The organism is Leptospira kmetyi serovar Malaysia str. Bejo-Iso9 (assembly GCF_000243735.2).
Classification (GTDB): domain Bacteria; phylum Spirochaetota; class Leptospiria; order Leptospirales; family Leptospiraceae; genus Leptospira; species Leptospira kmetyi.
The window spans coordinates 597,039-623,552 of sequence record NZ_AHMP02000003.1; the positions used below are offsets into that span (position 1 = coordinate 597,039).

Here is a 26,514-nt window from a genome sequence, read left to right on the forward strand (position 1 = left end):
ATTCTCCTTATTCTAAACTATATATTCTGAAGTTGTTGCGTCAAGTTGTACATTGGGACCATGATCGAGGCCATAATCGTTCCAATGAGAAGACCCATGACGACGATCATCAACGGTTCCATGGATTGTGTCATCGTTTTAATCGCGGTGTCGACTTCGGTGTCGTAAATATCGGCGAGTTTGTTCATCATCTCCGGAACCCGATCGGAAACCTCTCCCGCGGCGATCATACCGACCACCATTTGGGGAAGAATCACGGAGCCGCTGAACGAAGCCGAAAGTTTTTCACCTTCTTTGATTCTTTCGACAGCGTTTTTGATTTCTTCTCCGAAGATGGAATGATCCACGATTTTTTCCACGATCGTAAGCGTGGTAATCAAAGGAACCCGGTTGCTCAAAAGAATTCCTATGTTTCTTGCGAAGCTGCTCACAAGAACCTTGCGGGCGAGAGAACCTAAGATCGGAATTTTTAATACGAACTCGTCCCAATTCTTTTTACCTTGGGGAGTGTTTTTCCAATAGATAAAACCGACCACACCCGCAAAACCGATCGCGAGAAGAAGCCACCAAAACCCGATGAGAATATCCGAAACTCCGATCACGATTCGAGTGATGAGAGGAAGTTTCGCGTCGAACTGCATAAACAATTCTTGGATCTGAGGAATTACGACGGTTAATAAAAAGATGGTAACGAAAATGGATAAGGAACCCATGATGAACGGATAAACCATCGCCACTTGAACCTTTGCCTTGAGTTCGCTCGATTTTTCCTCGAGCTCCGCAAGACGGGTTAACGTGGCTTCGTAATCTCCGGTTTTTTCTCCAACGGCAACGAGAGAAGGATATTGATTCGGAAAAACGTCCGGATGTTTTTTCATCGCTTCCGAAAGGGAAGAACCTTCCGTGATATTCGCCTGCATTCCGGTTAAAACTTTTCTAAAGTTCTGATTGTCCGTTTGTTCCACGATGCTTGAAAGGGATTTGTCGAGCGGAATTCCGGCGCCGAGTAAGGTCGCGAGTTGCCTTGAAAAAAGTCCGACTTCCTTGCGCGGGATTCTATAAAAGTATTTTGCTAAGAATGGAAAAAGTTCCCGATCTTTTTTTTCGGAGTCCTCGGAAATGTTTCGAACATAAAGACCCTTGTTCTTTAACTTGGATCTCGCGGCTTGAAGCGAAGCGGCGTCTATGATTCCTTTCTCTTCTTTACCTTTTTTGTTGAATGCTACGTAAGAATAAATGGCCATGACGTTTTTAAGTTACCCTGAGGACCTCGTCGATCGTAGTCACGCCGTCGATCACCTTTTTGATTCCGTAATCCTTCAACGTTTGAAAATTGTGTTCGAGAGCGATCTCGTTCAATTGTCCCGCGTCCTTACCTTGTAGGATCGCATGTTTGATATGAGAATTCACCAATAAAAGTTCATAGATCCCCGTTCTTCCCTTAAAACCGGTTCCCATACAATGAGAACATCCCTTGCCTCTGTGAAGCGTTCCGTTTTTCAGAAGTTTTTTGGGAATTCCGATCGATTCGAGTTCGGATGCGGTCGGTTTGTACGATTCTTTACATTGACTGCAGATCACGCGCACAAGTCTTTGCGCCATAAAACCCAACACGGTAGAAGTGATGAGATACGGTTCGATTCCCATATCGACGAGACGGGTTGCGGCGCTCGCGGCGTCGTTTGTGTGAAGCGTAGAAAACACAAGGTGACCGGTAAGAGAAGCTTGGATCGCGATCCTTGCGGTTTCTTCATCCCGAATCTCCCCCACCATGATGACGTCCGGGTCCTGACGAAGAATGGCGCGAAGACCGGTCGCAAAGGTAAGACCGATTTTTTCCTGCATCTGCATTTGGGAGATTCCGTCGATCTGATATTCCACGGGATCTTCGCAGGTGATGATGTTTCTTTCTTCTGTGTTGAGTTCGCTTAACGCGGAATAAAGCGTAGTCGATTTACCGGAACCCGTCGGACCCGTAACCAAAACGATTCCATGCGGTTCGTAAATCAAGGAACGAAGCGACTTGATGAGGTCCGGATAAAATCCCATCGTATCGAGAGAATACTTTTGATCCGTTTTGTTCAAAAGCCTCATTACGATCCGTTCTCCGAACTGACAAGGAATCGTGGAAACCCGAATGTCGATGTCCTTACCGGCAAGTCTGAGTTTGATTCTTCCGTCCTGAGGAAGACGGTTCTCGGCGATGTTCAAATTCGACATGATCTTGATACGGGATGAAATTCCGGCGTGATACGATTTCGGAGGACTGAGCACGTTATGCAAAATACCGTCCACACGATAACGAACCACGAGCGATTTTTCGTACGGTTCGATGTGGATATCCGAAGCCCTTTCATTCACCGCTTGGGAAAGAATGACGTTGACCATCTTGATGATCGGGGCGTCGTCGCTGAGATCGAGGGTTTCGTTTTCGAAGGCTTCCGCGAGTTCGGAAAAACTTCCCTCCATCTCGTTTAACATCTCTTTGGCGGCCGAGGATGTCGTATCGAAATGAGAATGGATGATTCTCATGATCTCCGGTTCCGGAGCGAGAATGAATTCTACGTTATAACCTTTTAAAAAGTTGCGCGCGTCGTCCATCGGATGCAGATCGGACGGATCGGAAACGGCGATCCGAATCGTCTTTTTCGAAAGTTGAAACGGAACGATTCTGCTTCTTTGGATGAGCTTCAACGGAACTTGAAGAAATACGTCTTCCATTCCGGTAAATTCCAGTTTTTCCCGGAACTCAAGATGATAGAGTTTGGATAAGGCGCGGAGAATATCGCTTTCCCCCGCGATTCCTTTTTTTTGAATGATATGACTGAGAGGAAGGTTGTTTTTTTTCTGAACTTTAAGGGAATCTTCCAGATCTTTTTCGGATATGATCCCCTCTTCGATTAGGATATCTCCGAGAGTTTTCACTTTCAATCCCCTCTTTCTTTGATTTCTTTTTCTTTATTAAGAATTCTCTCTCTTTCGAGTTCGTATCTTTCCTGTTGCATTTTCTTTTTCACGGTCATCTTATCCGCGTTTTCTCTACTGTCTAGTATATGCGGTGTGATAAAAACCATCAAGTTCGTCTTCTTGATTTTTTCCGTGGTTCTTTTGAAAAGATGACCCAAATACGGAATGTCTCCGAGCAAAGGAATTTTAATGATTCTTTTTTGTTTATCGTTCGAGATGAGTCCCCCGATGACGATCGATTGTGTGTTTTCAATGGAGATGGAAGTTTTGATTTCTCTTCTGTTGAACGTAGGGTTACCGCCCGAAAGAGCGATCTCAGCGATGTTTTTGATCTCTTGGAAAAGTTCCAAAGTGATCTTGTTGTTCTTATTCACGTGCGGAGTGAACTTGAGTTTGATCCCTGTGGGGCGGTATTCGTAGTTGTCCACGGTTACGGCGTTCGCGCCGCCAAGACCTGCGTTTCTACTCTGGGTTCGAACGGGAACGTCCTGACCGACGCTGATCTCCGCTTCTTGGTTATCCACGGTCAAAACCTGTGGAGCAGACAAAACGTTGAAGTTTTCGTTTCCTTGATTGGCGCTTAAGATCCCGATGATCTGTTCGGAACCCGCTTTTAAAAATCCTAAAGAGAAACCGCTGAGAGTGTTGATGTTCGGATTGATCTGTCCGTTCGAGTTGATGATGTTCGCTTCTTTGGAAAGACCCGAGTTGAACTGACCGAAGGCTTCTCCCTTATATCTCCAGTCGATACCGAAGTCGTTTAAGTCGCTGGAGGTGAGTTCCACGATCAATACTTCCAAGAGAACTTGTTTTCTTGCGGAATCCAAAACCTTGATGATCTTTCTGATTTCGGTCCATTCCGTGTTGGTTGCGGTTACGATCACGGAGTTCGATTCTTTGTGACCGACCGCCTTGATCTTATCAACCTTACCCGGAATTACTCCCTGCGCTTTTTTCTCGGGAGAAATTTCTTCGGATTGAACGACCGGGTTGTCGAGTTTTACAAGGGTCGCGGCGATCTTTTCCGCTTCGCTGTGTTCTAGCGTGTAGATGTGAACGTCTCCCGCGGAGGCGATCGCACCCGGACTTGCTTCTTCCAGTTTCATGTCGAGTTCGTTGACTAAAATCAACAATTTATTGATGTCGGCTGCGGAACCGGAAAGAACGATCGTGTTCGTATTCTTGTAAACGATCACATCGGTGTTCGGAGAAGTCAGACGTTTTAGAATCGGTTCCAATTCTTCCGGTTTTACGTTTTCGACGGGAATGATTTGGGTGATCGTTCTGAAATCGCCCACCTCGTTTTCGGGAATCAAATCCTTTCCGACCCGAACCACGGGAGATCTCGCCAAAGCGTCCTTGATCTTAACGATGGAAATCAGATCCGGTTCTTCTACAACACCGAAGCCTAAACTTTCCAAAACTGATTTCATAAAGATAAATGCGTTTTTGATCGGAATTTCTTTTTGAGAAATGATCGTGATTTTTTTGCCCTTTAAACTTTCGTCCAAAAGAATATTCTTTCTCAGAATGGCGCTCATTCCTTTGAGAAAGTCGTTCAATTCCGTATCTCTCCAGTTTGCGTAAAAGGTTCTTTCTGCGGGTTCTTCTGGCGCGGTCGATTTCGTCTTAACGGAGGTTTTCTTTTTCGATTGGGATAATACGGGTTTGTCCCACACTAAAAACAATAGCATGAGAATCGAAAATACTCTGAAGAATGGAATTTGATTGGTTGTTCCGGGCATTTTTTTTAGTTTCTGATAATAAATTCGTAGGTGAGAATCTGGCTACCTCTTTCCACATCTACCGTAATCTTATCGGCAGTTTTTACGGCTCCCCAGATCTCTAACATTTTTTCGGTTTCGGTCAACGGCATTCCGTTCACCCGTTTTATGATGTCTCCGTTTCTCGCTCCTAACGCGTAAAAAATATGATCCGGCGCAACGCTGTAGATTTTGTATCCGGTGATCTTTCCGTTGATCAAGGCCGGACCGAATCTTCCGTTTTTATAGATGGCCGCCGGGTCTTTTAACTTTCGATTTACGTCTTGTCTTGAAAGAACCTTTCGGATCGTATCCGCCGAGGCCGGTTGCCCACCGTCCGCTTTTGCGCCCGCTTCCGGGTTCAATTTAGCCCTTGCTTCTCCGGGGGTTTGACCGATCTCGACCTTAAGAGCGATCCCTCCCTTTTCTAAAACGACGTAGTTTAATGCGATCGAACGGATCTTATATCCTGCTACGGTTTCTCCCGTCGCAAATTCTTGAGCCTCGGGTTTTCCTTTTTCCACGATCGTAACTCGGGCAAAAGACCAATGTCCGCTCAACGTTCCGGTGATTTTCATTTCCTCGCCTTCTCCCGTATCGGGCGGTGCGGTGGACATTTCACCTTCGGTTTGGATTTCACCGGCTCTCGGGACGATTCCACGGATCAAGTTTCCTTGAACCATTTCTTCGTAGGAAGAAAGCGCGCGGTTGGTTTCCGGTCCCGTTTTTCGAACCGGATTCACGTTGGAACTGACTGTCTGAACGCTTGGATTTAAAAACGCGAGAATGACCGCTCTCAAAAGATACGCAAGAGAATAAGAAAAGAATAATATAACGGGAATGAGCGTATAGAAAGTGTTCTTTCTGAGTTCTAAAAAAATCGCGTTCATAGGGTCGGATCAGTAAATTTTTTCGAGGAAACCGGAAACGTTCCGATTTCCATTCTACTACAGTCTGGCAAATTTACCGGGGTCTAAAGGTGTAACAATCTTCAGCGTCTTTCTCAAAGCCGCGTCCGGATTGATTCTATTACCGTTTAAAAAGACTTCAAAATGGAGATGAGGTCCCGTTGCCGAACCGGTTCTGCCGACGGCACCTATGACCGTTCCCGCGCTGACTCTCGTTCCCTGTTCGATCGTAATTTTCGCGCAATGCGCATACATGGTTTTATAACCGTTTTCGTGATCGATGATGACCGTATTTCCGTATCCGCCGTTGACTCCCGTAAACGAAACGATTCCGTCCGCAGAAGCGAGAATGGGCGCGCCTTGAGAACCGCCGAAATCCAGTCCGGTATGATAACCGCCCGAACCCGTATGAAACGGATCCTTTCTTCTACCGAAACGGGAAGTGACTTTCGCGTTTACGACCGGATAAACGAATACCTTGCGGAATTCTACTTTTTCACGGCTTGCGTTTTTTACCTGAACGGGAATGGAAAGATTTTGACCGAGTTGCAGAGTGGAATTCTTTTTCAAACCGTTGGCCGCGCTGATTTTCTGCACGGAAGTTTTCATCGCTCTTGCGATCTTGGAAAGAGAATCCTTCGGTTTAACGACGTAATTCTTATAAATGATTCCGCTGTGGCTAACGATCTTCGAGGAGATGATCTTGTTGACGCTGATAAAGCTCGGAAGCTCTAAATTGGATTTGTCTTTGTGATAATTGAGGGAATACTTTTCTTCCTGCCAGTTTTCGGGGGACTGGGAGAACAGTTGTTTGATTTTGCGCTCTTCCTTGTCGGAAAAAAAGGAAGAATCCTTATTGGTGTATTCCGAAATCTCCGCGTCGTAATTCTTCAGCGGATCTGCGGAAAGAGAGGTCAGAACCAATGTGGAAATCAGGGGAATAAAAAAAAGTTTTCCATTCACCTTTTTAGTATCGGAACCGGGTCTGGCCGATCTTGAACCTGCTCTTCTGGAGGATTTATTTTTTCTTTTTGTATTCCACGAGTTCATTGGCTATCAGTTTATCCAGATCCTCTATCGTAATTTTTTTGCCGCTGTATTCATCGTTCAATTGATAGATGATCATTCTTCCGATGGCGTATTCCCTTTTATGATCCGCGGGATAACATTTGATCTTCACCATCGAAGGCGTTGATTCCACATAAATCCGAACGAGCATTCCCTTCTTAAAAGTTTCCGTATTGGAGACCTTTTTGTCTTGGGTCAGGTAATAAATTTTTTCCGCGTAGTGTTCGTTGATCTGAGCTACTGCGTCTTTGCGGATCAGTCGGTTTCCGCATCCGGCGAGGAAGAAAAAGATCGCTGGAAGCAGGAAAACGGTGATACGAAACATTTCAGAGCAAAATTACAGAGGCTAAACGTATTTGAAAGGAGTTTTTTTGCAAAAGGCCCCAAACCTCTTTAATTTTTCGATTTCAAGGTCGTTTTTCTAAGACGAAATCGTTATTCTTCCTTCCGGTAAAGAATCTTCCGGAACCGTACTTCCCGAGGAACAAAGTATGAAAAATTCTTGGATCTGTTTGACCGGAGCCAATCTGGAAGGACTCGATGCGTTTGCGGTCGGGGTGGAAATCAATCTCAAGCGGGGATTGCCCCGGTTTATGATTACGGGTCTTGCGGCTCAATCCATTCGGGAATCCACCGAAAGAGTCCGGATCGCACTGGAGAACAGCGGCTATTCCTGTCCGTTCCAGAATATTCTCGTAAACCTTTCCCCCGCCGGAAGAAAAAAGGAAGGCACCCTGCTCGATCTTTCGATCGCCTGCGGGATTCTCGTTTTGACCGGACAGATTTTTCCTTCTGGAAAATTACAAAGAACCCTTCTTTTGGGAGAATTGGGTTTGGACGGAAGTCTCAAACCGTTGAAGGGAGTTTTACCGATTCTTTCGGGAATGCCGTCCGAAAAATACGATACCGTAATTCTTCCCTTTCCCAATCGGGAAGAAGCGTCCTTGCTCAAAAAATTCGAGGTCTTCGGGATCTCGCACTTACGAGAACTCGAGGACGTTTTGGAAAATCGAAAACGACCGGAAGCCAAATCAAGAATTCAAGTCCGAGAGATCGAGATTTTAAAAGATATCGAACTCTATCAGGACCAGATGGTTGCGTTTCGCGCGGCCGAGATCGCGGCCGCCGGTTGGCATCATATTCTTTTTTCGGGACCGCCCGGAATCGGGAAAAGTCTGCTGTCGAAGATGATCGGACTTTTACTTCCTTCTCCCGAAGAAAACGAGGCCTTGGACATTTTGAAAATTCGATCCGCGATTTCTCCTTTGAAAGAATTGATCGCCGAAAGACCGTATCGCGCTCCACACCATACCACTTCGGAAGTAACGTTAGTCGGCGGTTCCCGAGATTTGAGAATGGGAGAAGTCACTCTTGCAAACCGGGGAATTCTATTCTTGGATGAACTCGCGGAATATAAATCGGGAATATTACAAACGCTTCGAGAGCCGATGGAAGAAGGTTCTATCACCGTTTCAAGAATCAGCGGCACCGTGATTTATCCGGCCCACTTTCTGCTCGTCGCGGCGACCAATCCTTGTCCTTGCGGTTTCTACGACGTGAAAGGTGGAAACTGTTCCTGCAGTAAGGATCGAATCAAAAAATACCAGGCGCCCTATTCCGGTCCGTTCCGAGATCGCATCGATTTGGAGGTTCGTATGTTTCCTCTCGGCGAGGAAAAAGAAAAAGAACGAAAGAGAATTCCGATTACTTTGAAGGAATCAAAGGCGAAAATTCAGAAAGCCGCTTTGATCCAAAAGGAACGGTATCGCGGAAACGAGTTTTACTTCAACGGACAACTCAGAGGAAACTTCGTGAATTCGTATCTACAGTTTGATTCCGTTTGCGAGGAAATTTTGGAAAAGGAAATGAGAAACCGAAAGTTGAGCGTTCGTAAGTTCAATCAGATTCGAAAAGTGGCTCGGACGATCGCAGATTTGGAGGAGAAAGAGTTCGTGGAGGCAGATCACCTTCTAGAGGCCCTGAATTTCCAGAATGCCGGAAATTACGGAGAAAACAGGGCCGTCGCTTAATTCCCGTTAAGCGAGAAGTCTATTTTGCAAGAAAGTGGGAGATTTCCATAGCGATCTTATCGATCGCAAAATCGATATAGCTTGGGTCTTCCAATTTCTTTTTATAATCCTCAAATTTTCGCTTCTTTACCGGCATTCCCCGTTTCCGGAGGATGACCGGATCCGGACCAAAATCATCTGATTCGGCCAGATTTCCTAAAATCGTGATGCTCTTCATAGTTACTTCCTTGTAACGATTTAAGGCTCTCTTCCTTGAGAACCCGCAGACAATTTAAGAATTCGGTGGTTGTTGGAAGTACCTTAACGTACTATTTCAGAAGAGGTCAGGATAATATTCACATCCCTTTTTCGCATTTACGGAGACAAGACAGAATGAGACAAAATGATTTTGAAAGGAAAGGTCGGCGGCGATAAACGCTTCCGCGGCTCTTCTCATCCTGTTTTGTTTGGCGGAGTTGAATGCGACGAACGGATGAAATTCCTTAAATTCCTTCCAGAACTTGACTTCGGTAAAATAAAGGACTTCTTCTTTGTTTGAGATTATGTCGATTTCGGCGCGGCCGAAGCGGTAATTTCTTTTGAGGATCGTATGTCCGAGCGAAATCAAAAAATCGGAAGCGATGGATTCTCCCTCGTCTCCTTTGCTTTTTCGAACCGCCGTCAAAGGGAAGAATTTACGCGCTGATTTCCTGGAGATCCACCGGCCGCGAAATGAAAAGGTTCGTTTCCTTCAAAAGATCCACGAGAATCAGATTGCGGACCATTTCACCATATTCATCTTTTATAATACGAATGCAGGGACGGATCGGTTTATCCGGATTTGGACCCAACACTACTCCGATTCTTTTGTCCGAAAGTTCGATACAAGATCCCACGGGATACAAAGAAAGATGACCCAGAAGAGATCGAACCAACTTGAGATCGAATTTTCCAACGTCCATGCTGATCATCGATTTGATCGCTTCGTGCGGAAGAATTTTTTTTCTATGAGGACGATTGGTAACGAGCGCGGAAAAATTATCGGCGATCGCGTAGATTCTCGCTTGTTCCTCGATTGCGGTTCCGGCTAACTTTTGAGGATAACCGTTTCCGTCGTATCGTTCATGGTGTTGAAGCGCCACGATCGCGAGGTTGTTTTTGAGTTTCATCTTTTGGGAAAGAATCTGATAACCCAGAATCGTATGTTTCATGATCGTTTTGAATTCTTCGTCGCTGAGTTGTTCGTTCTTTTCCGAAACCGCGGACGGAACCTTGCACATACCGATATCGGCGAGCAAACAGGAAATCCCGAGATCGATCATCTTCGGTCTGGAATATTCCAGAAGTTTTCCAAGAATCAGAGAATAGAAGGTCGCGTTTGCGATCTGATTGTAGAGATAATAACCGGTCGGATTGTTCGCAAGAATCAGATAGGATATGTTTTGATTGGTCCGTACGAAGTCCGTCAGACGTTCCGCGATCTCTCGCACGGGCGTGACTTCGAGCGGTTTTTCGTCCAAGGTCTTTTTAAAAACGTCCTGAAGGATTTGAGTGGTTTCTCGGAAAAGATTTCCGAACGTCACCTTGATTCGATTCAGGTTGTCGTAAACGGCTTTGAGAGGCTGTAACTCTTCTTCCACGACGGTATTGATGATGATGTCGTCTATGCTTGTTTCCAGAATTTCCGGATCGGAGGAAACGCTTCCGCCTAACTGGAGAATTTCTCCCGCCGTCATAACCTCTCTGATTCCGAACTTATTCAAACGATCTAGGTCGCTGTCGGTTACCGGAGTGTTGGAGGTGATAAATAAATTTTCCTTATCTAAGTAAACGGGTTTTGAGAATCTCATTCCCGGCTTAAGTTCGGATACGGCTAACTTCTTCATTTTAACATTTCCCTTTTTCCGGAATTTGAATCCAATTCCAGGATCATAGAAAAGATCGCACCGACGGCTCTGTATAAATTTTCGGGAATTTCCGACCCGACCGGAAACTCGGAAAGCGATTCTGCAAGAATCGGGTTCTCAACGATCGGAACGAAATTTTTTTGTGCGGTCTTACGAATTACATCTCCCAAAAGGCCGGAGGCCGAAGCGGTGATCACGGGCGCGTTGTCTTTTTGTGGGATGAATTTGAGGGCGACACTGATCATTTACGCATTCCATTCCTTTTGAGTCAGGGACGGTTTATAAGACAAATTGTATCCCTGAAAGCTCACTGACGATTCCATTAAAATTCTCTTAAATTTTTCTTTGTTTTGGCAAGCATGCAAGTACATTTTAAAATTATCAAAAGTGGCGTTGATTTGCAGATCTTCTCCCGAATTTTCCTTCCATAGGAATAGAACCATTGTCTTTCCCGTTTTTTCGGTTTGAATCCGAAATAAGAACTTTTTAGTTTCCTCTTGGGGATCGAAGGTTCCTTCCGCGTTTCCTCCCGAAAACTCCCAACGAAAATAGGGTAATTCGGAATTCCATTCTAAAAAAGGATAATAAGTTTTTAAAATTTTGAACAAAGATGTTTCCGGTGACGCGTCCTTAAATTCGCTTCCGTTCATTTTTTCGGAAAGTTCCCGAACGCTCATTCCCATACTTTCCAATGCATACGGAGAATTTTCGCTTCCTTTCAGCTCTCTTTCTAAGATCCTCAGTTCGATCCCTTTTTTTCCCGACTTTACGGCTAACGTAAGAATTTCTCCCGCGAACAAGGGGGTCGATTCGGAGTTCGTCTTTAACTTTTTTCCAGCGATCGAAATCCAAGCTCCTCCCGGAAAAATTTCCAAAACGAATGCTTTGACGGTTCGGTTCGAAGGAAAACCGGAAAGCTGAGAATGGAGGGAATCGGATTCTTTTCCGAAAAGAAGTCTTATATTTCCCGCCTGAAAGTCTGCAGAAAGTTTCATTCGAACCGGTTCCGTTAAAGTATCTTATCCGACATGTAAAGACCGGAAAAATTCTCGAGCTTTTGTTCGCTCGGTTCAATGATTAGACTTTGAAAGAGGCTGTAGAAATTTTCCGGTAAAACTTCTTCTATGAATATCGGAAAGTCCGTGGCGAAGAATCAGCTCTTCGTGAAGTTTTGTTCCGTATCCCTTGTGTTGGTCGAACTGGTAATCGGGATATTTTTTGGATAAGGAGATCATATAACGGTCCCGATCCACCTTTGCGAGAATGGAGGCCGCCACTATGCTTACGATTCTCAGATCTCCTTTTGTGTAAAAGGAAGAACGACTTTTTAGGAATTTCCATTCCGGATAACGATTGAAGTTATAATTTCCGTCGATCAAAAGCTGGAGAGGCAAAGTCGATTGAGCGGCTCGAATCGCCAGTTTGGAACATCTTCGGATTCCTTCCAGAACCGCGCGGTTGATTCCCTCTTTGTCGATATAACCCGGACTTAAAAAAGTTCGATAAGAGATCTGAGCGGTTTTTAGAATTTCCGGATAAAGGGCTTCCCTTTTTTTCTCGGAGAGTTTTTTGGAATCGGTCAGTCCCCGGAGAATCTTTCCTTCCCGGATCTGCGTTAGAGTGTTTTGGGAAAAGGAGACAAGTGCAACAGAGAGAGGCCCCGCGTAAGGACCTCTTCCGGCTTCGTCGATCCCGCAAGGAATCGATTCTGAGTAAAACCGGAGTTCTTCCGGTTCAAAACGAGTAGAAACTTCCGGCAAACCGGATTATTCTGCCGCAGGAGCCGCAGTCTTTGCCGCCGCCGCAGATTCCTCTTGTTGTTGTCTTTTTCTATCTTCACTCACGAGTGTTTTACCGCCCTTGAGTTCTTTGATACGAGCCGCTTTACCTGCGAGATTTCTGAGGTAGTAAAGTTTCGCTCTTCTTACTTTACCTTTGCGGATGAGTTCGATTTTCGCGATTCTCGGGGAAAACAATGGGAAAATTCTTTCCACACCGATATCGTAGGAAACTCTACGAACCGTGAAAGTTTTTCCGTTTGCTTCGTTTGCGATCGAGATAACGACCCCTTCATAAACCTGGATTCTTTCTTTTCCAGACTCAACAATTTTATAATGTACTTTTACAGTGTCGCCTACGGAAAAGTTTTGTTTTCTTTCTGCGTCCGGAGTTAATACTTCTTTTAAAAGTTGATTCATAATTTCCTCTCTTGATCGGGGTCGATCTTCTTTCTATTTTGTTCCCTCCACGCTTCTATTTGTGCGTGGTTGCCGCTGAGCAGGACGTCAGGAACTTTCCATCCATTGTATTCCGAGGGTTTTGTAAATTGCGGATATTCCAACACATCGGGATGATTGTGTGATTCATCCAGAAGGCTTTCCCCTGCGCCTAAAAAACCCGGCAGAAGTCTGGACACCGCATCCGCTATACAAATGCTGGCCAAATCCCCGGCAGATAATACATAATTTCCAAGGGACATTTCCATGTCAACTAGATGTTCTGCTACACGGTGATCCACGCCTTCATAGTAACCGGAAATGAAAGTAATCGGTTTTCCAGACTCTTTGAGTTTAGTTGCGATGCCTTGGTGAAACGGAACTCCGGACGGAGATGTGAGAATTACGATTCCCTTATCTTCTCCCAAGGATGAAAGCGCTTTGTGGATCGGTTCCACACGAAGGAGCATTCCCGGCCCACCGCCGTAAATCGTGTCGTCTACTCGATTGTGTTTGTTTCCCGAGAAATTTCTTAACTGAATTACGTTTACGGAGAATACGCCCGACTCGATCGCCTTTTGTTGAAGACCTTCGGAGAAATAAGACTGAATCTTTTCGGGAAAGAGTGTGATGAAATTAAACGTCATTCCAAACCTCCGGTTGTATCAAAACGATCGTCTTCTTTTGCAGATCCACTTCACCCACAAAAACGTGTATGAACGGAACCAGGACTTCTTCCCCTTCCGGTTTTGCAAAGATAAGAATCGGATGCGCGGGATTGTCTTGAACTTCGGTGAGTTTCCATTCTAAATTCTTACCAGACTCGTCGATCGCGCTTAAACCGATCAGTTCTCGAATGTAAAACTCGTCCTTGGTTTTGATCTTTGGAAGTTTATTTTGTGGTAAATGAAGAATTCCGCCGATCCACTTTTCCGCTTCATCCGGTGTGGAAACACCTTCGAAACGAACTACGAACTTTCCGCTGTGTGGACGGATTTCCAAAAGAGTAATTTCTTTTGGTTGGAAGCTCGGATCAGGTTTTGTAAGTCTTAGGGAAATCGGAAGTTTGATTTCAGTGAGAGCCGATTCTCGGACATTCAAACGCAACCACCCTTTGATTCCAAAGGGTTTGCCCAATTGTCCGAGTGAAATCCACTCTTCAGTCAATGATTTCTAAGGAGAAGTTTTTTCCTGCTTTAACGGAAGCCGCAGTAAGAATCGCGCGCAGGGATTTTGCAATACGACCGTTCTTACCGATGACCTTTCCCACGTCTTTCGGGGAAACTCTGAGTTCGATGATGTTTTGTTCTTCTCCTTCGATTTCCCGAATTACGATTTCTTCGGGAAATTCAACGAGAGAAGCAACAATGTACTTCAGTAATTCTTCCATTACTTCTTCAGAGTGGTTTTGTATTCAGCCCAGATTCCTGCGTTTTTAAACAGGTTCAGAACGGTTCCAGTTGGTTGAGCGCCGTTTTTTAGCCAGGTAAGAATTTTTTCTTTATTGAAAGTAGTTTGTTCTTTGATTTGAGCCGGATGATAATGACCCACGATATCCACGAACTTTCCGTCTCTAGGAGCTCTGCTGTCCGCGGCGACAATTCTATAATGAGGATCGTGTTTGGTTCCAGTTCTTTGTAATCTAAGCTTTACCAAGGGATATTTTCCTTTTAACCCATTCTATACTTTCGGATCGAGGACGATCGAAAAAAGAATGCATGATTTTTACCAATATTGGACAATATGTCCCCCTGTCAAGAAATGATCTGACAGAAAAGACGAGGTTCTTTACTTTGCCAAAGATTTGAGATTCTTTGCGTTGTCTACGGGATTTCCCGTTTTATAAAGTCCGGCCCCGACGACTACGATATCCACTCCGTTCTTCTTCAACTCTTGGATGTTGGTATCGTTTACCCCTCCGTCCACTTCGAGTTCGATCGCTCTGGATCCGATCAGCTCTTTTGCTTTACGGATTTTTTCCATTCCGTTTGCGATAAACTTTTGTCCGTAAAAGCCCGGTTCCACGGTCATCAGAAGGATCAGATCCACATAAGGAAGAACGTTTTCTAAGTGAGAAACGGGAGTTCCCGGATTCAAGGAAACTCCTACTTTGGTTCCGTGGCTTTTGATTTCCTGAGCGAGTCGTACCGGAAAGTCGGTTGTCTCGATGTGAAAGGTCATACAATAAGGATTGAGTTCGTAGTATTTTGCGACGTGATTCTCCGGTTTGGAAACCATCAAATGAACGTCTAACGGAATCGATGTGAGCGCTTTTACTTCTTTGCTGAGCGCCTCTCCAAAACTGATCTGAGGGACGAAATTTCCGTCCATCACGTCCATGTGCATAAGATCGATCGCCTTCGGATCGTAATCGGGAACGGTTTTTCCGAGTTCTGTAAGTTTAGTAGCTAAGATGGATGCGGAGATTTTCAAAGTTCACTCTCGTAGGATTTGGATTTTACTTTGGAATCGGTTGCGTCGAGCAAGGTCAATTTGGCCGCTCCTTTTCGATAGAATACGGTTTGAAATTTTTCTCCGTCTTTGAGCGTAACGGGAAGTGTTAGGACATCCGCTTCTTCTTGATTCTGAGATTTTAAAACCGCTTTGTAGTTTCCGTCGTCTCCGACCTCGTAAGAAAACAATTCGTAACCGCTTTCCACCGCGAGTTCGGGTTCGAAATAGAATACTTTGAAACGGATTTCATCCCCTTCCAATCTTGCTGAAGAAACGAGTCCGTTTTCGGAGCGAACTCTTGTGTTTATGATTTCTTCCACCCTACTTTTGATTCCGGAACGAGTGAGACTTTTTTGAACCAAAGGAAACGACGCGCCTTGGAAAGAAGTCGGGGAAAATTCTTCCTTGGTTTTGCTTGGAGCCTTGGTCACGAGTAAGAATACTTTTTCTCTTGCCGAAGTATTTTTTCCCGCCTCGGGAATCTGATCGATTACGGTGTTCGGAAGTTGATCCGCTTGCGGTTCAATGTAAGTGATTCCGCCGATCTGCATTTCCACATAGGTTTCTCCCGAAAGAACTTTTTGGAGATTGGCTCTTGCGGAGTCGATGGATTGTCCTCTGACATCGGGAACGATCAATCGGTCGAGTCCCACGTTTACGGTGAGAACGATTTTACTTCCCGCTTCGATTTCTCTTCCGGGACGAATGGATTGATATAGAATGATTCCGTCGGTTTTGTCGGGATAACGTTTGTTTTCCAGACGCACTTTGAGTTGGAGACGATTGAGTTCGTTGTGAACTTCCGGATAGGATTTTCCGATCAGGTCGGGGATGATTACCTTTGCCGTACTTTTGGTTCTAACGAATACGACTAAGAAGGCCGCGCTGAAAAATAAAAGAAGACCGGCCGCTAAGAATAAGATGTAACCTCCGATCGGAAGATACTTTTCTTTGATTTGTTCCTGATTCACCCGAATGTTTCCCCTTCTTGGATTCTGAAACCGTTGAGAAAATCGGATGCAGACATCCTGTTTTTATTTTCCGGTTGCAATTCCAGAATTTCCAGAAATCTACCATCACCACACTGTGTAAGAAGGCCTTTTTTGTCCAACCGTTTCAATTTGCCAGGGCCTGGATTCGATTCGGGAGCCAGGGAAGAAGGTGCGGTTTTCAGAATGTTCATCCTTTTCCCTCGGAACGTGGTATTTCCCACAGCGTCCGGGTATAAGGCGCGAACCCGGTTGTGAAGTTCCTCCGCTCCGAGGTTCCAATCCAAAATTCTATCCTCGGGTTTGATTTTTCCGCAGTACGTCGCCTTCTCGGAATCTTGGGGAGTCGCTGAAAACGGTTTTCCGTCGAATTCTTTTAAGAGTTGAAGGATCGCCGAGATCCCGGCGTCGGTAATCTTATCCATCAAGGTCCCGGTATTGTCCTCGAGAGAAATCTCCACTTCCTTCGAAAGAAGAATATCTCCTTCGTCCATTTTCTCACCGATGTATTGAATCGTGATTCCGGATTTTGTATAACCTTTCCAAAGAGCGGTTTGCACCGGAGACGCTCCGCGCAGATCCGGCAACAAGGAGCCGTGTAAGTTGATTGAGGTCAGGGGCGCGTGCGCATAGACTTCTTTGGGAAGAATGGAACCGTATGCGAACACAACATACAGATCCGCCGGAAAGGAACCGAAGTCCGCGAGGGCTTTTTCTTTTTCCTTCTTAATCGATTCGTATTGGAAGACGGGAATGTTATAAGCGATCGCCGTTTTTTTTACGGGACCGGGTTCTGGAGTTTTGCTACGGCCCTTGGGGCGATCCGGGTTCGTTACGACGAATAAAACTTCCGCAAGTTTTGAATCGAGGAGCGCTTGTAAAAGTTTTGCGGAATGTTCCGGGGTTCCAAAGTAGCCGAGTTTCATAGATGTCACACCAAGTCCAAAGGATCGAAGTCGATTTCCAAATACACTTTTTTGGAGAGTTTCAAAGGACGAATTTCTTTTTTAAAAATTTCCCTCCACGCGTTCAAGGAGGACGTTTTGAGAATGATATGATTGCGGAAGTTGGAATCGATTCTATAAAACGGACAAGGGGCGGGTCCGAGCAACACCGTATCTTTGGAAGGGAAGAATTTTTTAAGAGCCGAAAAAACGAGTTCGATCGTTTCGAGAGAAATCTGTTCGTCTTTGGAACGGGAAACGATTCGAACGAGCCTCGAAAACGGCGGATAAAAAAGATCCTTTCGAACCGGAATTTCAGATTCATAAAATTGAATATAGTCTTGATGGGTCGCCATCTGAATCACGGGATGATCGGGAGCGTTCGTTTCGATCAAAACTTCTCCCTTGAGTTTGGAGCGCCCCGCCCTTCCCGCAACCTGAGTCAAAAGAGAAAAGACCCTTTCGTTGGCTCGAAAGTCCGGAAGTCCGAGTCCGATCCCCGCGTTTAAAACGCCGACTAACGTAACCTGGGAAGCGTCGAGTCCTTTCGCAATCATCTGCGTTCCGGTGAGAATGTCGATTTCTCCTCCGAGAAGACGGGATATAACTTCGTTTAACAAACTTCGATCCTGAATCGAATCCTGATCCAGTCGTTCCACTCTCGTATTCGGAAACGCTTCGAGAAGATTCTCCTCCAGCTTCTGTGTTCCGGTTCCCTTGAGGGTCAGACTTTCCCCCATTCTTTTTTCCAAAGAATCGAGAGTCTCTGTATGTCCGCAGAGATGACAGATCGCCGTTCCTTTTTTATGGTAACAGAGATTGGTCGTGCAGTTCGGACAAGGAACATACGAAGATGTAGCCGGAGAATAAATCAAAGGACTATAACCCCTTCGATTCAAAAGAAGAATGACCTGTTCTTTTTTATCCAATCGTTGTTTGATCGCGAACGAAAGTTCGGAGCTAAGAACGTTAGACTCCTTTTGATTCTCCACGATCCGGACCGTGGGGGGCACGACCCCTTCCGGTCTTTTGGTAAGCGTATGGAGATGGATCTTTCCTTCTATCGCTAAGTGATAAATTTCCAAGGAAGGTGTGGCCGTTCCCATCACGAGAACCGCGTTGTTGGTTTTGCATCTTTGCATCGCAACCTGACGCGCGTGATAACGAGGACTCGAATGTTCCTTAAAGGAAGAATCATGATCCTCGTCTATGATGACAAGACCCAGATTGGAAACCGGAGCGAAGACCGCGCTTCTCGTTCCGACCGCGATTCTTTTTTTACCGCTTAAGAGTTCGTTGTATGCCTTGAACTTTTCCGAAACCTTGAGCGCGGAATGTAGAACCGCGAGTTGACCCGGAAAGATCAGTTCCAGTTTTCGAATGATATGAAACGTCAAACTGATTTCGGGAACGAGAAGAATCACGGAGCGGTTCGGAGTTTCCAGAGCCTTTCGGATGAGATGGATATAAACCTCCGTTTTGCCCGAGCCGGTGATTCCGAACAAAAGATGCGCCGCGGTTTGTCCGAACGTGGAAAGAATATTTTGATAAGCGACTTCCTGTTCTTCGTTGAGTTTGACGGGTTTTCCTTCCGCATCCGAAGGAAAGGCTTCGAGTTTGACCTGTCTTCTTCCCGCTGGAATCATCTTGTAGATACATTCTCCAAGAGAAGCAATGTATTGATCCTTCATCCAATACGCGAGATCGATTTGTTCCTGAAGAACGATCGGGGTTTTGTCGATGATCTTTTCCAAGGGAAAAACCTTGTAGTTCGGTTCGTTTTGATGAACGGATACGATGATCCCTTCTTCTTCCCGGTTTCTGAGTTTGGCGAGAACGCGCACTCCGACCGGAGTGTTCGCGGGGACTTCGTATGTGAACGTATCCTCTTCGATCGGAAGATCGAAGGCGACTTCCGCATAATAAATCAAATTACGTCCTTGAGTTTGTTTTGAAAAAGCGCGAGCTGGGAAAGAATACTTTCTTTGATCGAGATCTCTTCCTTTTTGATCGTCTCGAATTCGAAGGATTCTTTGTCGCCTTTGAAGTTTTTCCGTTTGGTTTCGATGGCCGAAATCGCTTCGGGGGATCGTAACACGATCATGGGAATACCGGGAAGGAAGTCTAACGTTCTTCCCATCATTTCAAGGGCTTTCTCTTTTCCGTAAACCGCGATCGCGCTCGTTCCCAAAAGAATGATTCCTTTGATCTTTTCGGAATCGATCGTTTCCTTAACCTGGGTTTCGCATTTTTCGGTTCTCAGTTTCCAATCCTGCGCGTTCGATTTGGAATGCGCGAAGATACAAGCCGGATATTCCTGATAATAAAATTCCTTATGACTGAAACCGAACTGTTTTTGGATCATTCTTCCGAAAAGATCCTCCGATTCCTTGTTTCTAAAAATCTGATCGGGAGAGGTTTTTGAAAACGAAGGTCTTCCGGGGGCGATTTCACCCGTATAATGAAGTACTAATATAGGTTTTCTTCCCTTAACGAGAAAGTTACGGACCGCGCTGATTCTATCCGCGCAGAGTTTGCACACGAAATTTCGTTCCGCGGCCTTGGCCGGTCTGCGGACCTGAATTCCTTCCGCTTCCAGTTCCAAATCGTCCGAGCGGGAACCTTGTCCGGAAGGATTCCATTCCTCTTTCCAAACGAGTTCCGTCGTTTCGGGAGGTTTTTCGCCCGAGAATTGAAGGATCGGAACCTGTTTTTTTTGGATCAAAAACCGGAGATCGCCCAGGATTCTTCCTAAACCGGTGAGAATTTCCTTATCCATCCGTGTACTGATCCGAAGAAATGTTAAGCGACTTCATCTTTCGATAGAGGTGGGAACGTTCGATCCCGAGAACTCGAGACGTGCGGGTTACGTTCCCTTCGTTGGTTTGCAACGTTTTTATAATATACTGTCTTTCGAATTCTTCCTTTGCCTTTCGGAAGTCTCCGAGTTCCACCATTTCGTTGGCTGTTTTGAATCCTTTCAGCGCGTCTCTTGCGTCGTTTGCGGTGATCGTCGCGCCGACGGTCATGATACAAAGTCTTTCCATGATGTTTTTGAGTTCCCGGATGTTTCCCGGCCAGAAGTGATTCTGGAGAATGGAAACGGCCTCGGATTCTATTTTCTTCGGAGGAAGATTGTTTTCCTCCAAGGTTCTCGCGATGTAATAATCGACCAGCAAAGGAATGTCCGAGGTTCGTTCTCGCAACGGCGGAATCGTGATCGGAATTACGTTCAAACGATAATACAAATCCTCTCTGAACTTTCCGTCTCGAATCGCCTCTTCCACGGGGATATTGGTTGCGGCTATGATGCGAACGTCCACCGTGATGGTTTCCGTGCTTCCCAATTTTTCGAATCTTTGTTCCTGAAGAATCCGCAACACTTTCGCCTGTGTGGACAAGGACATATCGCAGATCTCATCGAGAAAAAGAGTTCCTCCGTTGGCGGCTTCGAACTTTCCGATTCTCGAATCGGTGGCTCCCGTAAAAGCGCCCTTTGTAAAACCGAAAAGTTCCGATTCGATGAGTTCTTCCGGAATCGCCGCGCAGTTCATCTCGACGAAAGGCTGATCGGCTCTTTTAGAATTTTTGAATATAGTTTTGGCGACGAGTTCCTTTCCGGTTCCATTCTCCCCGTAAATAAAAACGCGGGCGTTGGTCGCGGCGGCTTGTGCGATCGCGAACTTCACTTTTTGGATCGCGGGAGAGTTTCCTAGAATTTCATCGTATTCTAATTTAATATCGGAAACGGGACTTTTATCGTCGGGTTTGATTACGTTCTCGATCGCTTGTAAAACCTTTTCGATGGAAAGAGGTTTTTCCAAAAAATCGACGGCGCCTTTTTTCGTCGCGGCCACCGCGATCTCGATCGTTCCATGACCGGAGATCATCAAAATAGGAAGAGTCGGATATAATTTTTTACATTCGTCGAGTACGACGATTCCGTCCTCTTTGCCGAGCCAAACGTCCAAAAGAATCAGAGAAGGTCTTTCGTTTTTGAGTTGTTTGAGCAAAGTTTTGCCGGTGGAAAACGTTTCCACTTCGAAATTCTCATCCTCCAAAATATCCTTGAGGGATTTTCGGATTTCAGGTTCGTCGTCGGCGATAAAAATTTTCATGGAATGTAAACGGTTAAGAAACGGGCAACTCGATTTGAAACCGGCAACCGCCCATACTGGAAGAATCTATCGAGATATGCCCGTTGTGGTCAATCACACTTTTCTGAACGATCGCAAGACCGATCCCCGACGTATTGTTGTTTTTGGTCGAGTAATAAGGTTCGAAAACTTTTTGTTTCAGCTCGGGTGAAATTCCGATTCCGTTGTCCTCGATCGAGATAACCGCCACTCTTCGCATAATCTTTCTCGTGGTGGAAGCGGAGATATGAATCAGTCCGATATAATCCGAGGTTTCTTCCTTTTCCCGTTTTCGTTCGATGGCCTCGATGGAATTTTTCACGAGATTGGTGAGAACCCTCAAAATAATTTTTTGATCTAAAAAAAGCTGAGGAAACCCTTTTGCGACGTTCGTCGTAATCTTGATCTGAGGCGTGTGTTCGAAAAGTTTTACCGCTTCGAGAATGATCGGTTCCAAATTTTGATTGATGAGTTTCGGCGCGGGCATACGCGCAAAGTCCGAGAATTCGTTCACAAGATGTTCGAGAACTCGAACCTGTTTGATGATCGTATCCGTTCCCGTGGAAACGATCTCGCGGAACTGTTCGATATTTTCCGATTTCATCTTTCTGCGAATTCTTTCCGCGGAAAGTTGAATCGGCGTTAAAGGATTTTTGATCTCGTGCGCCATTCTTTGCGCCACTTCCTTCCAAGCGGCGATTCTTTGACTTCGCATTAATTCCGCGTCTTTGGATTTTAAATCCTGGACCATCTGATTGAAGGAATCGATGAGCGCGCCGATCTCTCCGGCCTCCCGGATTTCCAAGCTGATATCCGTTTCCCCCATGGAAATTTTTTGAGTCGCATTCGCGAGTTCTATGATCGGTCTTGAGATTTTTCTCGCGAACAAAAGGGAAAAGTAAATCGCCAAAAGAAAGATGGAAACCGTAATGATGCTAAACGTTAGACGAATTCGATACGGAAGTTTTTCCTTGGCTAAGTCCGCTCGGTCGTAGTTTCTTCTTGTGGAGATGAGAGAATATACGATCTTCTCTTCTCCTTTGTGGATTCGAATTCCGGTCTGCAAAGAATAACTGCCGACCGGAAACGGAACGCGTATGAAATACATACAATAATCCGGTCTGTAACTTAGAAACTCCTTCCAAGTGGAAGTTTTGGAAAAACTTTTGAAATTCTTTTCGAGAGGTCTGTATTTCAAACCCCGATTTTCCAAAATGGATTTTTCCTTATCGTAGATTCCCACGTAGAATTCGTCGCTTTGGATCAGATTGAGTTTGGACGCGCCCGCGACGAGGGATTCCAAGTTGAGAGGTTGTATTCTTAAAAAACTTTCGAGCAGTCTCGTTTTTTCCACGAGAAGTTTCTTTTTGGGAATTTCCTCGTTCGAGATCAACGTTTCTCCCGAAGAAAGGGCCTCTTCAATATCGATCCCGTAAAAACGTTCGTAGAGTTTTCCGGTGATGTTCGAGGAAAGAAAAAGAATGGGCACCGAAGGAAGAAGCGCTACGAAAATAAACGATAACGTTAGACGATATCGGATCGAACTTTTGAGTCTTCCCGTTTCCAGGTTTCGTTTGTTTCTATAAAAGTAGGAAATCAGAAGGGAAAGGGAAAACAGAGGAATGAAATAGAAGATATAAACTACGATCCGATCCAAAAAACCTATATCGTCCGCAAAGGAATCCTGACCAGAAAACTGGATCGCTTCCGCCAAAACCACGGAAAGAAGAATGATCAATCCGAGGATCAAAAGATCCCTGAGATAATATCTGGTTTCGTCGTTCATAGTTTCATCGTCGATTTTGTTAAACGAAATCGTTGTTTACGATATTGCTGAGAGCCTCCAGGGCTTCGTCTTCCTTTTCTCCAGCGACTTGAATTTTGAATTCGTTTCCTGGCGCGAGTGCGAGCATCATGAGTCCCATGATACTTTTTCCGTTCACGACTACGTCGTCCTTTACTACCGTAATTTCGCAGGGGAACTTGGACGCGCAGTTTACGAAGACCGAAGCCGGTCTTGCGTGCATACCGGTTCCGTTTTCATTGATTTTGAGGAGAATTTCTTTCAACTTTACCCTGCTGTAAATACTGACTCAGTTTTTGATTGAATTCTTGCGCGGCGTTTTTGCCGAGTTTGCGCAGACGCTGGTTCATCGCCGCGGTTTCCACGATGATCGGAATGTTTCTTCCCGGTCGAACGGGAACCCGAATCAAAGGGATCTGAACGCCTAACAATTCTTCGGTGGGATTTTCAAGACCGGTTCTGTCGAAGTCCTTGTCTTCGGTCCATTCTTCCAAATGAATGATGAGTTCTATGAGTTTGTGATCGCGGACCGAACCGATTCCGAATATATCCTTAATATTCAAAATTCCTAATCCACGGATTTCCATGTGATGTCGCAATAAATCCGAACAGGTTCCGATAAGATAACTTTCGGAAAGTCTTCGGATCTCCACCATGTCGTCGGCGACGAGACGATGTCCCCTTTCGATGAGTTCGAGAGCGGTTTCGCTTTTTCCCACTCCGCTTTTTCCCGAAAGGAGAATTCCGATTCCGAAAACCTCGATCAAAACCCCGTGTCGCATCGTTCTCGGCGCGAGACTTCGATCCAAAATTCCGGAGATCAACGTGATGAACTTATGCGTGGAAACGTCCGAGATCATAAGAGGGATTCCGAGTTGTTCGCAATTCTCCATAAAAATCGGAGGGGGCATGTTTCCGTGCGTGAAGATGATGCAGTTGAGATGAAAACTAAAAAACTCCGCGGCGATTTTTTTCAGATCTTCGGGAGTTCTGGAAGTGATGTAAGCCCATTCTCCCTTGCCGAAAATTTGGATCCGATCGTGCGCGAAACTTTCGTAAAAGCCGGTGAGGGAAAGTCCGGGGCGGTTGATCTCGGACATGTTGATTCGATTCGTGAGTCCCTTTTCACCCGCGAGCATTTTTAAGCCCAACTCTTCGTGTTCGTTGAGAATATTGGAAACGTTGATGCCTGGCATGGACATAGGTTATCTCGACTCCAAGGACTTGACTTTTTTTCTTTGGCTTGAGGGAAGAATTTTCAGAATCTTTCTGTATTTGGCGACGGTTCTTCTCGCGATTTCGATTCCCTGTTTTCCGATCGCTTCCACGATTTCCTGATCGGAAAGAGGATTGTCGGACTGTTCTTCCTTAACGAGATTTCGGATGAGGTCGTGGATTTTTTTGGAGGATTCGATTCCACCTTCTGCGGAGCGAACGCCGGATGAAAAAAACCATTTTAACTCGAGAATTCCTCGCGAGGTTTGTATGTATTTGTTCGAAGTGATTCTGGAAACGGTGGATTCGTGCATCTCCAGTTTTTCGGCGATGTCCTTGAGGGTGAGTGGTTTGATGTGTTGGATTCCCTTTTGAAAAAACGCGGTCTGCATTTCTATAATCGCGGACGTCACCTTAAACAGGGTTTGTCTTCTTTGGTTCACCGAACGGATCAACCATTCCGCCGATCCCAGTTTGGAATTGATGTATTCCTTGTCGGCTTCCTTTGCGTTTTTTAGAATATTCTTATATTCTTTATTGATTTTGAGGCGTGGAATCCATTCGTCGTTGATGTAGATGTCGAATTCTCCCTCGACTTCTCGTACGATTACGTCGGGGATTACGTAGTCTGGTTTGTTCGGTGTGTATAACGTGGCCGGATACGGTTCGAGTTTTTTGATTTCGGAAGCAAGTGTTTCGACCGCTTCGAGCGAGATTTCCATTTTTTTGGAAACGGATTTGTAATCGAGTTTCTCGAGATCCTTGATATGATCGCGGATGAGAGTATGCAGTTTTTGATCTTCCGGTTTTAAAATCTTCGCCTGGATCAAAAGGGTTTCTTGAACGTCCTTGGCTCCGATTCCGATCGGATCGAGTCTATTGATTTGATCGAGAACCTTGCGGACTTTTTTTTCGTTCAACTTCATCTCCGCGCAAAGATCCGGAATCGGAATCGTGATAAATCCGTGATCGTCGAGCATGGAGATTAGAATTTCGCCGATGGAAATCTCGTCGGGTTTTAGATTCGAAAGCCTGAGTTGCCAAAGAAGATGTTCCGACAAGGAACTTTTTTCGGGAGAAGATTCGATGTATTTTTGATTTCGATCGGATGCATCCGAGCCCGCGCTTCCGGCGCGGTCCAAGGAGAAATTATCCTGCCAGGTGACGTCCGAGTTTTTGATAAAGTCGTTCTTTTCTTTTCTTCTTAGGTCGTCTCTGCTGTAGAGATCGGGAGTTCTGTTTCTTTCGGAAGCGTATTCTTCCTCGAGCATCGGATTTTCCACGAGTTCGGAGCTGATTCGATCCGAAAGTTCGAGCGTGGATAAGGGTAAGAGTTCTATGGACTGTCTTAAGTCCTGGGTCATCACCAGTTTCTGGGTTTGTTTTTGAACCAGTGAGTGACTGAGATTCACAGCGTGAAGTCCTCGCCCAGATAAATTCTTCTCGTTTCGGGATCGTTGACAAGATCGTGGGTCGAACCGGAGATCAAAATTCTTCCGCTATACATGATATAGGCGCGATCTGTGATCTTTAAGGTTTCCCGCACGTTGTGGTCCGTTATGAGAATTCCGAGTCCCCTTTCCTTCAAGGATTGGATCACCGTTTGAATGTCCTTTACCGCGATCGGGTCGACTCCGGCGAAGGGTTCGTCTAACAGGATAAAGTCGGGATTGGTTACGAGCGCCCTTGCGATCTCACAACGTCTTCTTTCCCCGCCCGAAAGAGTATAACCTTTCTGGTTGGCGACCCGCATGATCTGAAGTTCGATGAGAAGTTCGTCTCTTCGTTTAATAATTTCAGCTCTCGAAAGATTCATCGTTTCGAGAATCGCTTCCAAGTTTTCGGCGACGGTCAACTTACGAAAGATGGAAGCTTCCTGCGCGAGATAACCCACGCCGAGTCTCGCGCGGATATGCATGGGAGAATCGGTAACGTCTTGTCCGTCGATAAAAACTTTGCCGGAATCGGGTCTTACGAAACCCACGGACATATAAAAGGAAGTCGTTTTACCGGCGCCGTTCGGACCTAAGAGCCCAACGACTTCGCCTTTTTTGATATTGAAACTGGCTCCGTCCACAACCTTTCTTTTGTTGTAGACCTTGACCAGGTTATCCATTCGGAAGGTTTTGCTCAT

29 protein-coding genes are annotated in these 26,514 nt (G+C 45.5%); 1 reads left to right on the forward strand and 28 read right to left on the reverse strand.

What is annotated here, in order from left to right; translation table 11 throughout:
* Positions 1 to 17 precede the first annotated feature (17 nt).
* Genes LEP1GSC052_RS05185 through LEP1GSC052_RS05210 form a run of 6 tightly spaced genes read right to left on the reverse strand, consistent with a single transcriptional unit; the run spans position 18 to position 7,031 of the window.
* Positions 18 to 1,244, reverse strand: coding sequence for a type II secretion system F family protein (locus tag LEP1GSC052_RS05185; RefSeq protein WP_010574762.1), 1,227 nt, complete (start codon positions 1,242 to 1,244; stop codon positions 18 to 20).
* A gap of 7 nt (positions 1,245 to 1,251) precedes the next feature.
* Positions 1,252 to 2,925 (reverse strand): type II secretion system ATPase GspE, encoded by a 1,674-nt coding sequence (gene gspE / locus LEP1GSC052_RS05190; RefSeq protein ID WP_040913301.1) that lies wholly within the window; start codon positions 2,923 to 2,925, stop codon positions 1,252 to 1,254.
* A 2-nt stretch (positions 2,926 to 2,927) separates the two neighbouring features.
* On the reverse strand, positions 2,928 to 4,712 hold the full coding sequence (gene gspD, locus LEP1GSC052_RS05195; protein WP_010574763.1) for a type II secretion system secretin GspD: 1,785 nt from the start codon (positions 4,710 to 4,712) through the stop codon (positions 2,928 to 2,930).
* A 5-nt stretch (positions 4,713 to 4,717) separates the two neighbouring features.
* A complete protein-coding gene (locus LEP1GSC052_RS05200; RefSeq protein ID WP_010574764.1) occupies positions 4,718 to 5,620 on the reverse strand; it encodes a general secretion pathway protein GspC in 903 nt (300 codons plus the stop codon).
* A 57-nt stretch (positions 5,621 to 5,677) separates the two neighbouring features.
* Entirely contained in the window at positions 5,678 to 6,688 is a 1,011-nt protein-coding gene (locus LEP1GSC052_RS05205) for a M23 family metallopeptidase (RefSeq protein WP_010574765.1), read from the reverse strand.
* Complete coding sequence (locus tag LEP1GSC052_RS05210; protein WP_010574766.1) at positions 6,657 to 7,031, reverse strand: type II secretion system-associated lipoprotein; 375 nt, start codon at positions 7,029 to 7,031, stop codon at positions 6,657 to 6,659. Before LEP1GSC052_RS05210 ends, LEP1GSC052_RS05205 begins: the two co-directional genes overlap by 32 nt.
* 166 nt (positions 7,032 to 7,197) lie before the next feature.
* Between LEP1GSC052_RS05210 and LEP1GSC052_RS05215 the strand changes: the two genes are divergently transcribed.
* Positions 7,198 to 8,736 (forward strand): YifB family Mg chelatase-like AAA ATPase, encoded by a 1,539-nt coding sequence (locus LEP1GSC052_RS05215; protein WP_010574767.1) that lies wholly within the window; start codon positions 7,198 to 7,200, stop codon positions 8,734 to 8,736.
* 19 nt (positions 8,737 to 8,755) lie between these two features.
* Here LEP1GSC052_RS05215 and LEP1GSC052_RS05220 read toward each other — a convergent pair whose 3' ends face one another.
* From LEP1GSC052_RS05220 to lptB, 22 genes are all read right to left on the reverse strand, one after another.
* A complete protein-coding gene (locus tag LEP1GSC052_RS05220; RefSeq protein WP_000836436.1) occupies positions 8,756 to 8,953 on the reverse strand; it encodes a hypothetical protein in 198 nt (65 codons plus the stop codon).
* Between the two features lie 96 nt (positions 8,954 to 9,049).
* Entirely contained in the window at positions 9,050 to 9,400 is a 351-nt protein-coding gene (locus LEP1GSC052_RS05225; protein ID WP_010574768.1) for a YraN family protein, read from the reverse strand.
* A 10-nt stretch (positions 9,401 to 9,410) separates the two neighbouring features.
* On the reverse strand, positions 9,411 to 10,601 hold the full coding sequence (locus LEP1GSC052_RS05230) for an HD-GYP domain-containing protein (protein WP_010574769.1): 1,191 nt from the start codon (positions 10,599 to 10,601) through the stop codon (positions 9,411 to 9,413).
* Positions 10,598 to 10,867 (reverse strand): EscU/YscU/HrcU family type III secretion system export apparatus switch protein, encoded by a 270-nt coding sequence (locus tag LEP1GSC052_RS05235; protein ID WP_010574770.1) that lies wholly within the window; start codon positions 10,865 to 10,867, stop codon positions 10,598 to 10,600. Before LEP1GSC052_RS05235 ends, LEP1GSC052_RS05230 begins: the two co-directional genes overlap by 4 nt.
* Complete coding sequence (locus LEP1GSC052_RS05240; RefSeq protein ID WP_010574771.1) at positions 10,868 to 11,617, reverse strand: hypothetical protein; 750 nt, start codon at positions 11,615 to 11,617, stop codon at positions 10,868 to 10,870.
* Positions 11,618 to 11,692: 75 nt separating this feature from the next.
* Positions 11,693 to 12,382 (reverse strand): ribonuclease HII, encoded by a 690-nt coding sequence (locus tag LEP1GSC052_RS05245; protein ID WP_010574772.1) that lies wholly within the window; start codon positions 12,380 to 12,382, stop codon positions 11,693 to 11,695.
* 6 nt (positions 12,383 to 12,388) lie between these two features.
* On the reverse strand, positions 12,389 to 12,820 hold the full coding sequence (gene rplS, locus LEP1GSC052_RS05250) for a 50S ribosomal protein L19 (RefSeq protein ID WP_010574773.1): 432 nt from the start codon (positions 12,818 to 12,820) through the stop codon (positions 12,389 to 12,391).
* Positions 12,817 to 13,485, reverse strand: a complete 669-nt coding sequence (trmD, locus tag LEP1GSC052_RS05255; RefSeq protein ID WP_010574774.1) for a tRNA (guanosine(37)-N1)-methyltransferase TrmD — start codon at positions 13,483 to 13,485, stop codon at positions 12,817 to 12,819. Before trmD ends, rplS begins: the two co-directional genes overlap by 4 nt.
* Positions 13,475 to 14,005, reverse strand: a complete 531-nt coding sequence (gene rimM / locus LEP1GSC052_RS05260) for a ribosome maturation factor RimM (RefSeq protein WP_010574775.1) — start codon at positions 14,003 to 14,005, stop codon at positions 13,475 to 13,477. The genes trmD and rimM overlap by 11 nt, the downstream gene beginning before the upstream one ends.
* Positions 13,998 to 14,228, reverse strand: coding sequence for a KH domain-containing protein (locus LEP1GSC052_RS05265; protein WP_000391865.1), 231 nt, complete (start codon positions 14,226 to 14,228; stop codon positions 13,998 to 14,000). Before LEP1GSC052_RS05265 ends, rimM begins: the two co-directional genes overlap by 8 nt.
* Positions 14,228 to 14,494, reverse strand: a complete 267-nt coding sequence (gene rpsP, locus LEP1GSC052_RS05270) for a 30S ribosomal protein S16 (protein ID WP_002176633.1) — start codon at positions 14,492 to 14,494, stop codon at positions 14,228 to 14,230. The genes LEP1GSC052_RS05265 and rpsP overlap by 1 nt, the downstream gene beginning before the upstream one ends.
* Positions 14,495 to 14,626: 132 nt before the next feature.
* Positions 14,627 to 15,271 carry a ribulose-phosphate 3-epimerase gene (rpe, locus tag LEP1GSC052_RS05275; protein ID WP_010574776.1) on the reverse strand — a complete coding sequence of 215 codons (645 nt, stop codon included), beginning with the start codon at positions 15,269 to 15,271 and terminating at the stop codon, positions 14,627 to 14,629.
* Complete coding sequence (locus LEP1GSC052_RS05280; RefSeq protein WP_010574777.1) at positions 15,268 to 16,263, reverse strand: PASTA domain-containing protein; 996 nt, start codon at positions 16,261 to 16,263, stop codon at positions 15,268 to 15,270. Before LEP1GSC052_RS05280 ends, rpe begins: the two co-directional genes overlap by 4 nt.
* Positions 16,260 to 17,207 carry a methionyl-tRNA formyltransferase gene (fmt, locus tag LEP1GSC052_RS05285; protein WP_020986568.1) on the reverse strand — a complete coding sequence of 316 codons (948 nt, stop codon included), beginning with the start codon at positions 17,205 to 17,207 and terminating at the stop codon, positions 16,260 to 16,262. Before fmt ends, LEP1GSC052_RS05280 begins: the two co-directional genes overlap by 4 nt.
* Before the next feature lie 5 nt (positions 17,208 to 17,212).
* Entirely contained in the window at positions 17,213 to 19,156 is a 1,944-nt protein-coding gene (gene priA / locus LEP1GSC052_RS05290) for a replication restart helicase PriA (RefSeq protein ID WP_020985661.1), read from the reverse strand.
* Positions 19,153 to 20,004: a hypothetical protein gene (locus LEP1GSC052_RS05295; protein ID WP_020985625.1), complete on the reverse strand. Its 852-nt coding sequence runs from the start codon at positions 20,002 to 20,004 to the stop codon at positions 19,153 to 19,155. Before LEP1GSC052_RS05295 ends, priA begins: the two co-directional genes overlap by 4 nt.
* The gene (locus tag LEP1GSC052_RS05300) at positions 19,997 to 21,343 is read right to left on the reverse strand and encodes a sigma-54-dependent transcriptional regulator (RefSeq protein WP_010574779.1); all 1,347 of its coding nucleotides are present in this window, start codon (positions 21,341 to 21,343) and stop codon (positions 19,997 to 19,999) included. Before LEP1GSC052_RS05300 ends, LEP1GSC052_RS05295 begins: the two co-directional genes overlap by 8 nt.
* A 13-nt stretch (positions 21,344 to 21,356) precedes the next feature.
* Positions 21,357 to 23,147, reverse strand: coding sequence for an LIC_11548 family sensor histidine kinase (locus LEP1GSC052_RS05305; RefSeq protein ID WP_020985839.1), 1,791 nt, complete (start codon positions 23,145 to 23,147; stop codon positions 21,357 to 21,359).
* 19 nt (positions 23,148 to 23,166) lie between these two features.
* Entirely contained in the window at positions 23,167 to 23,430 is a 264-nt protein-coding gene (locus tag LEP1GSC052_RS05310) for an HPr family phosphocarrier protein (protein WP_010574781.1), read from the reverse strand.
* Complete coding sequence (gene hprK, locus LEP1GSC052_RS05315) at positions 23,402 to 24,367, reverse strand: HPr(Ser) kinase/phosphatase (protein ID WP_020985998.1); 966 nt, start codon at positions 24,365 to 24,367, stop codon at positions 23,402 to 23,404. Before hprK ends, LEP1GSC052_RS05310 begins: the two co-directional genes overlap by 29 nt.
* Before the next feature lie 3 nt (positions 24,368 to 24,370).
* Entirely contained in the window at positions 24,371 to 25,792 is a 1,422-nt protein-coding gene (rpoN, locus tag LEP1GSC052_RS05320; RefSeq protein ID WP_020986221.1) for an RNA polymerase factor sigma-54, read from the reverse strand.
* Positions 25,789 to 26,514: an LPS export ABC transporter ATP-binding protein gene (lptB, locus tag LEP1GSC052_RS05325; protein ID WP_010574783.1), complete on the reverse strand. Its 726-nt coding sequence runs from the start codon at positions 26,512 to 26,514 to the stop codon at positions 25,789 to 25,791. The genes rpoN and lptB overlap by 4 nt, the downstream gene beginning before the upstream one ends.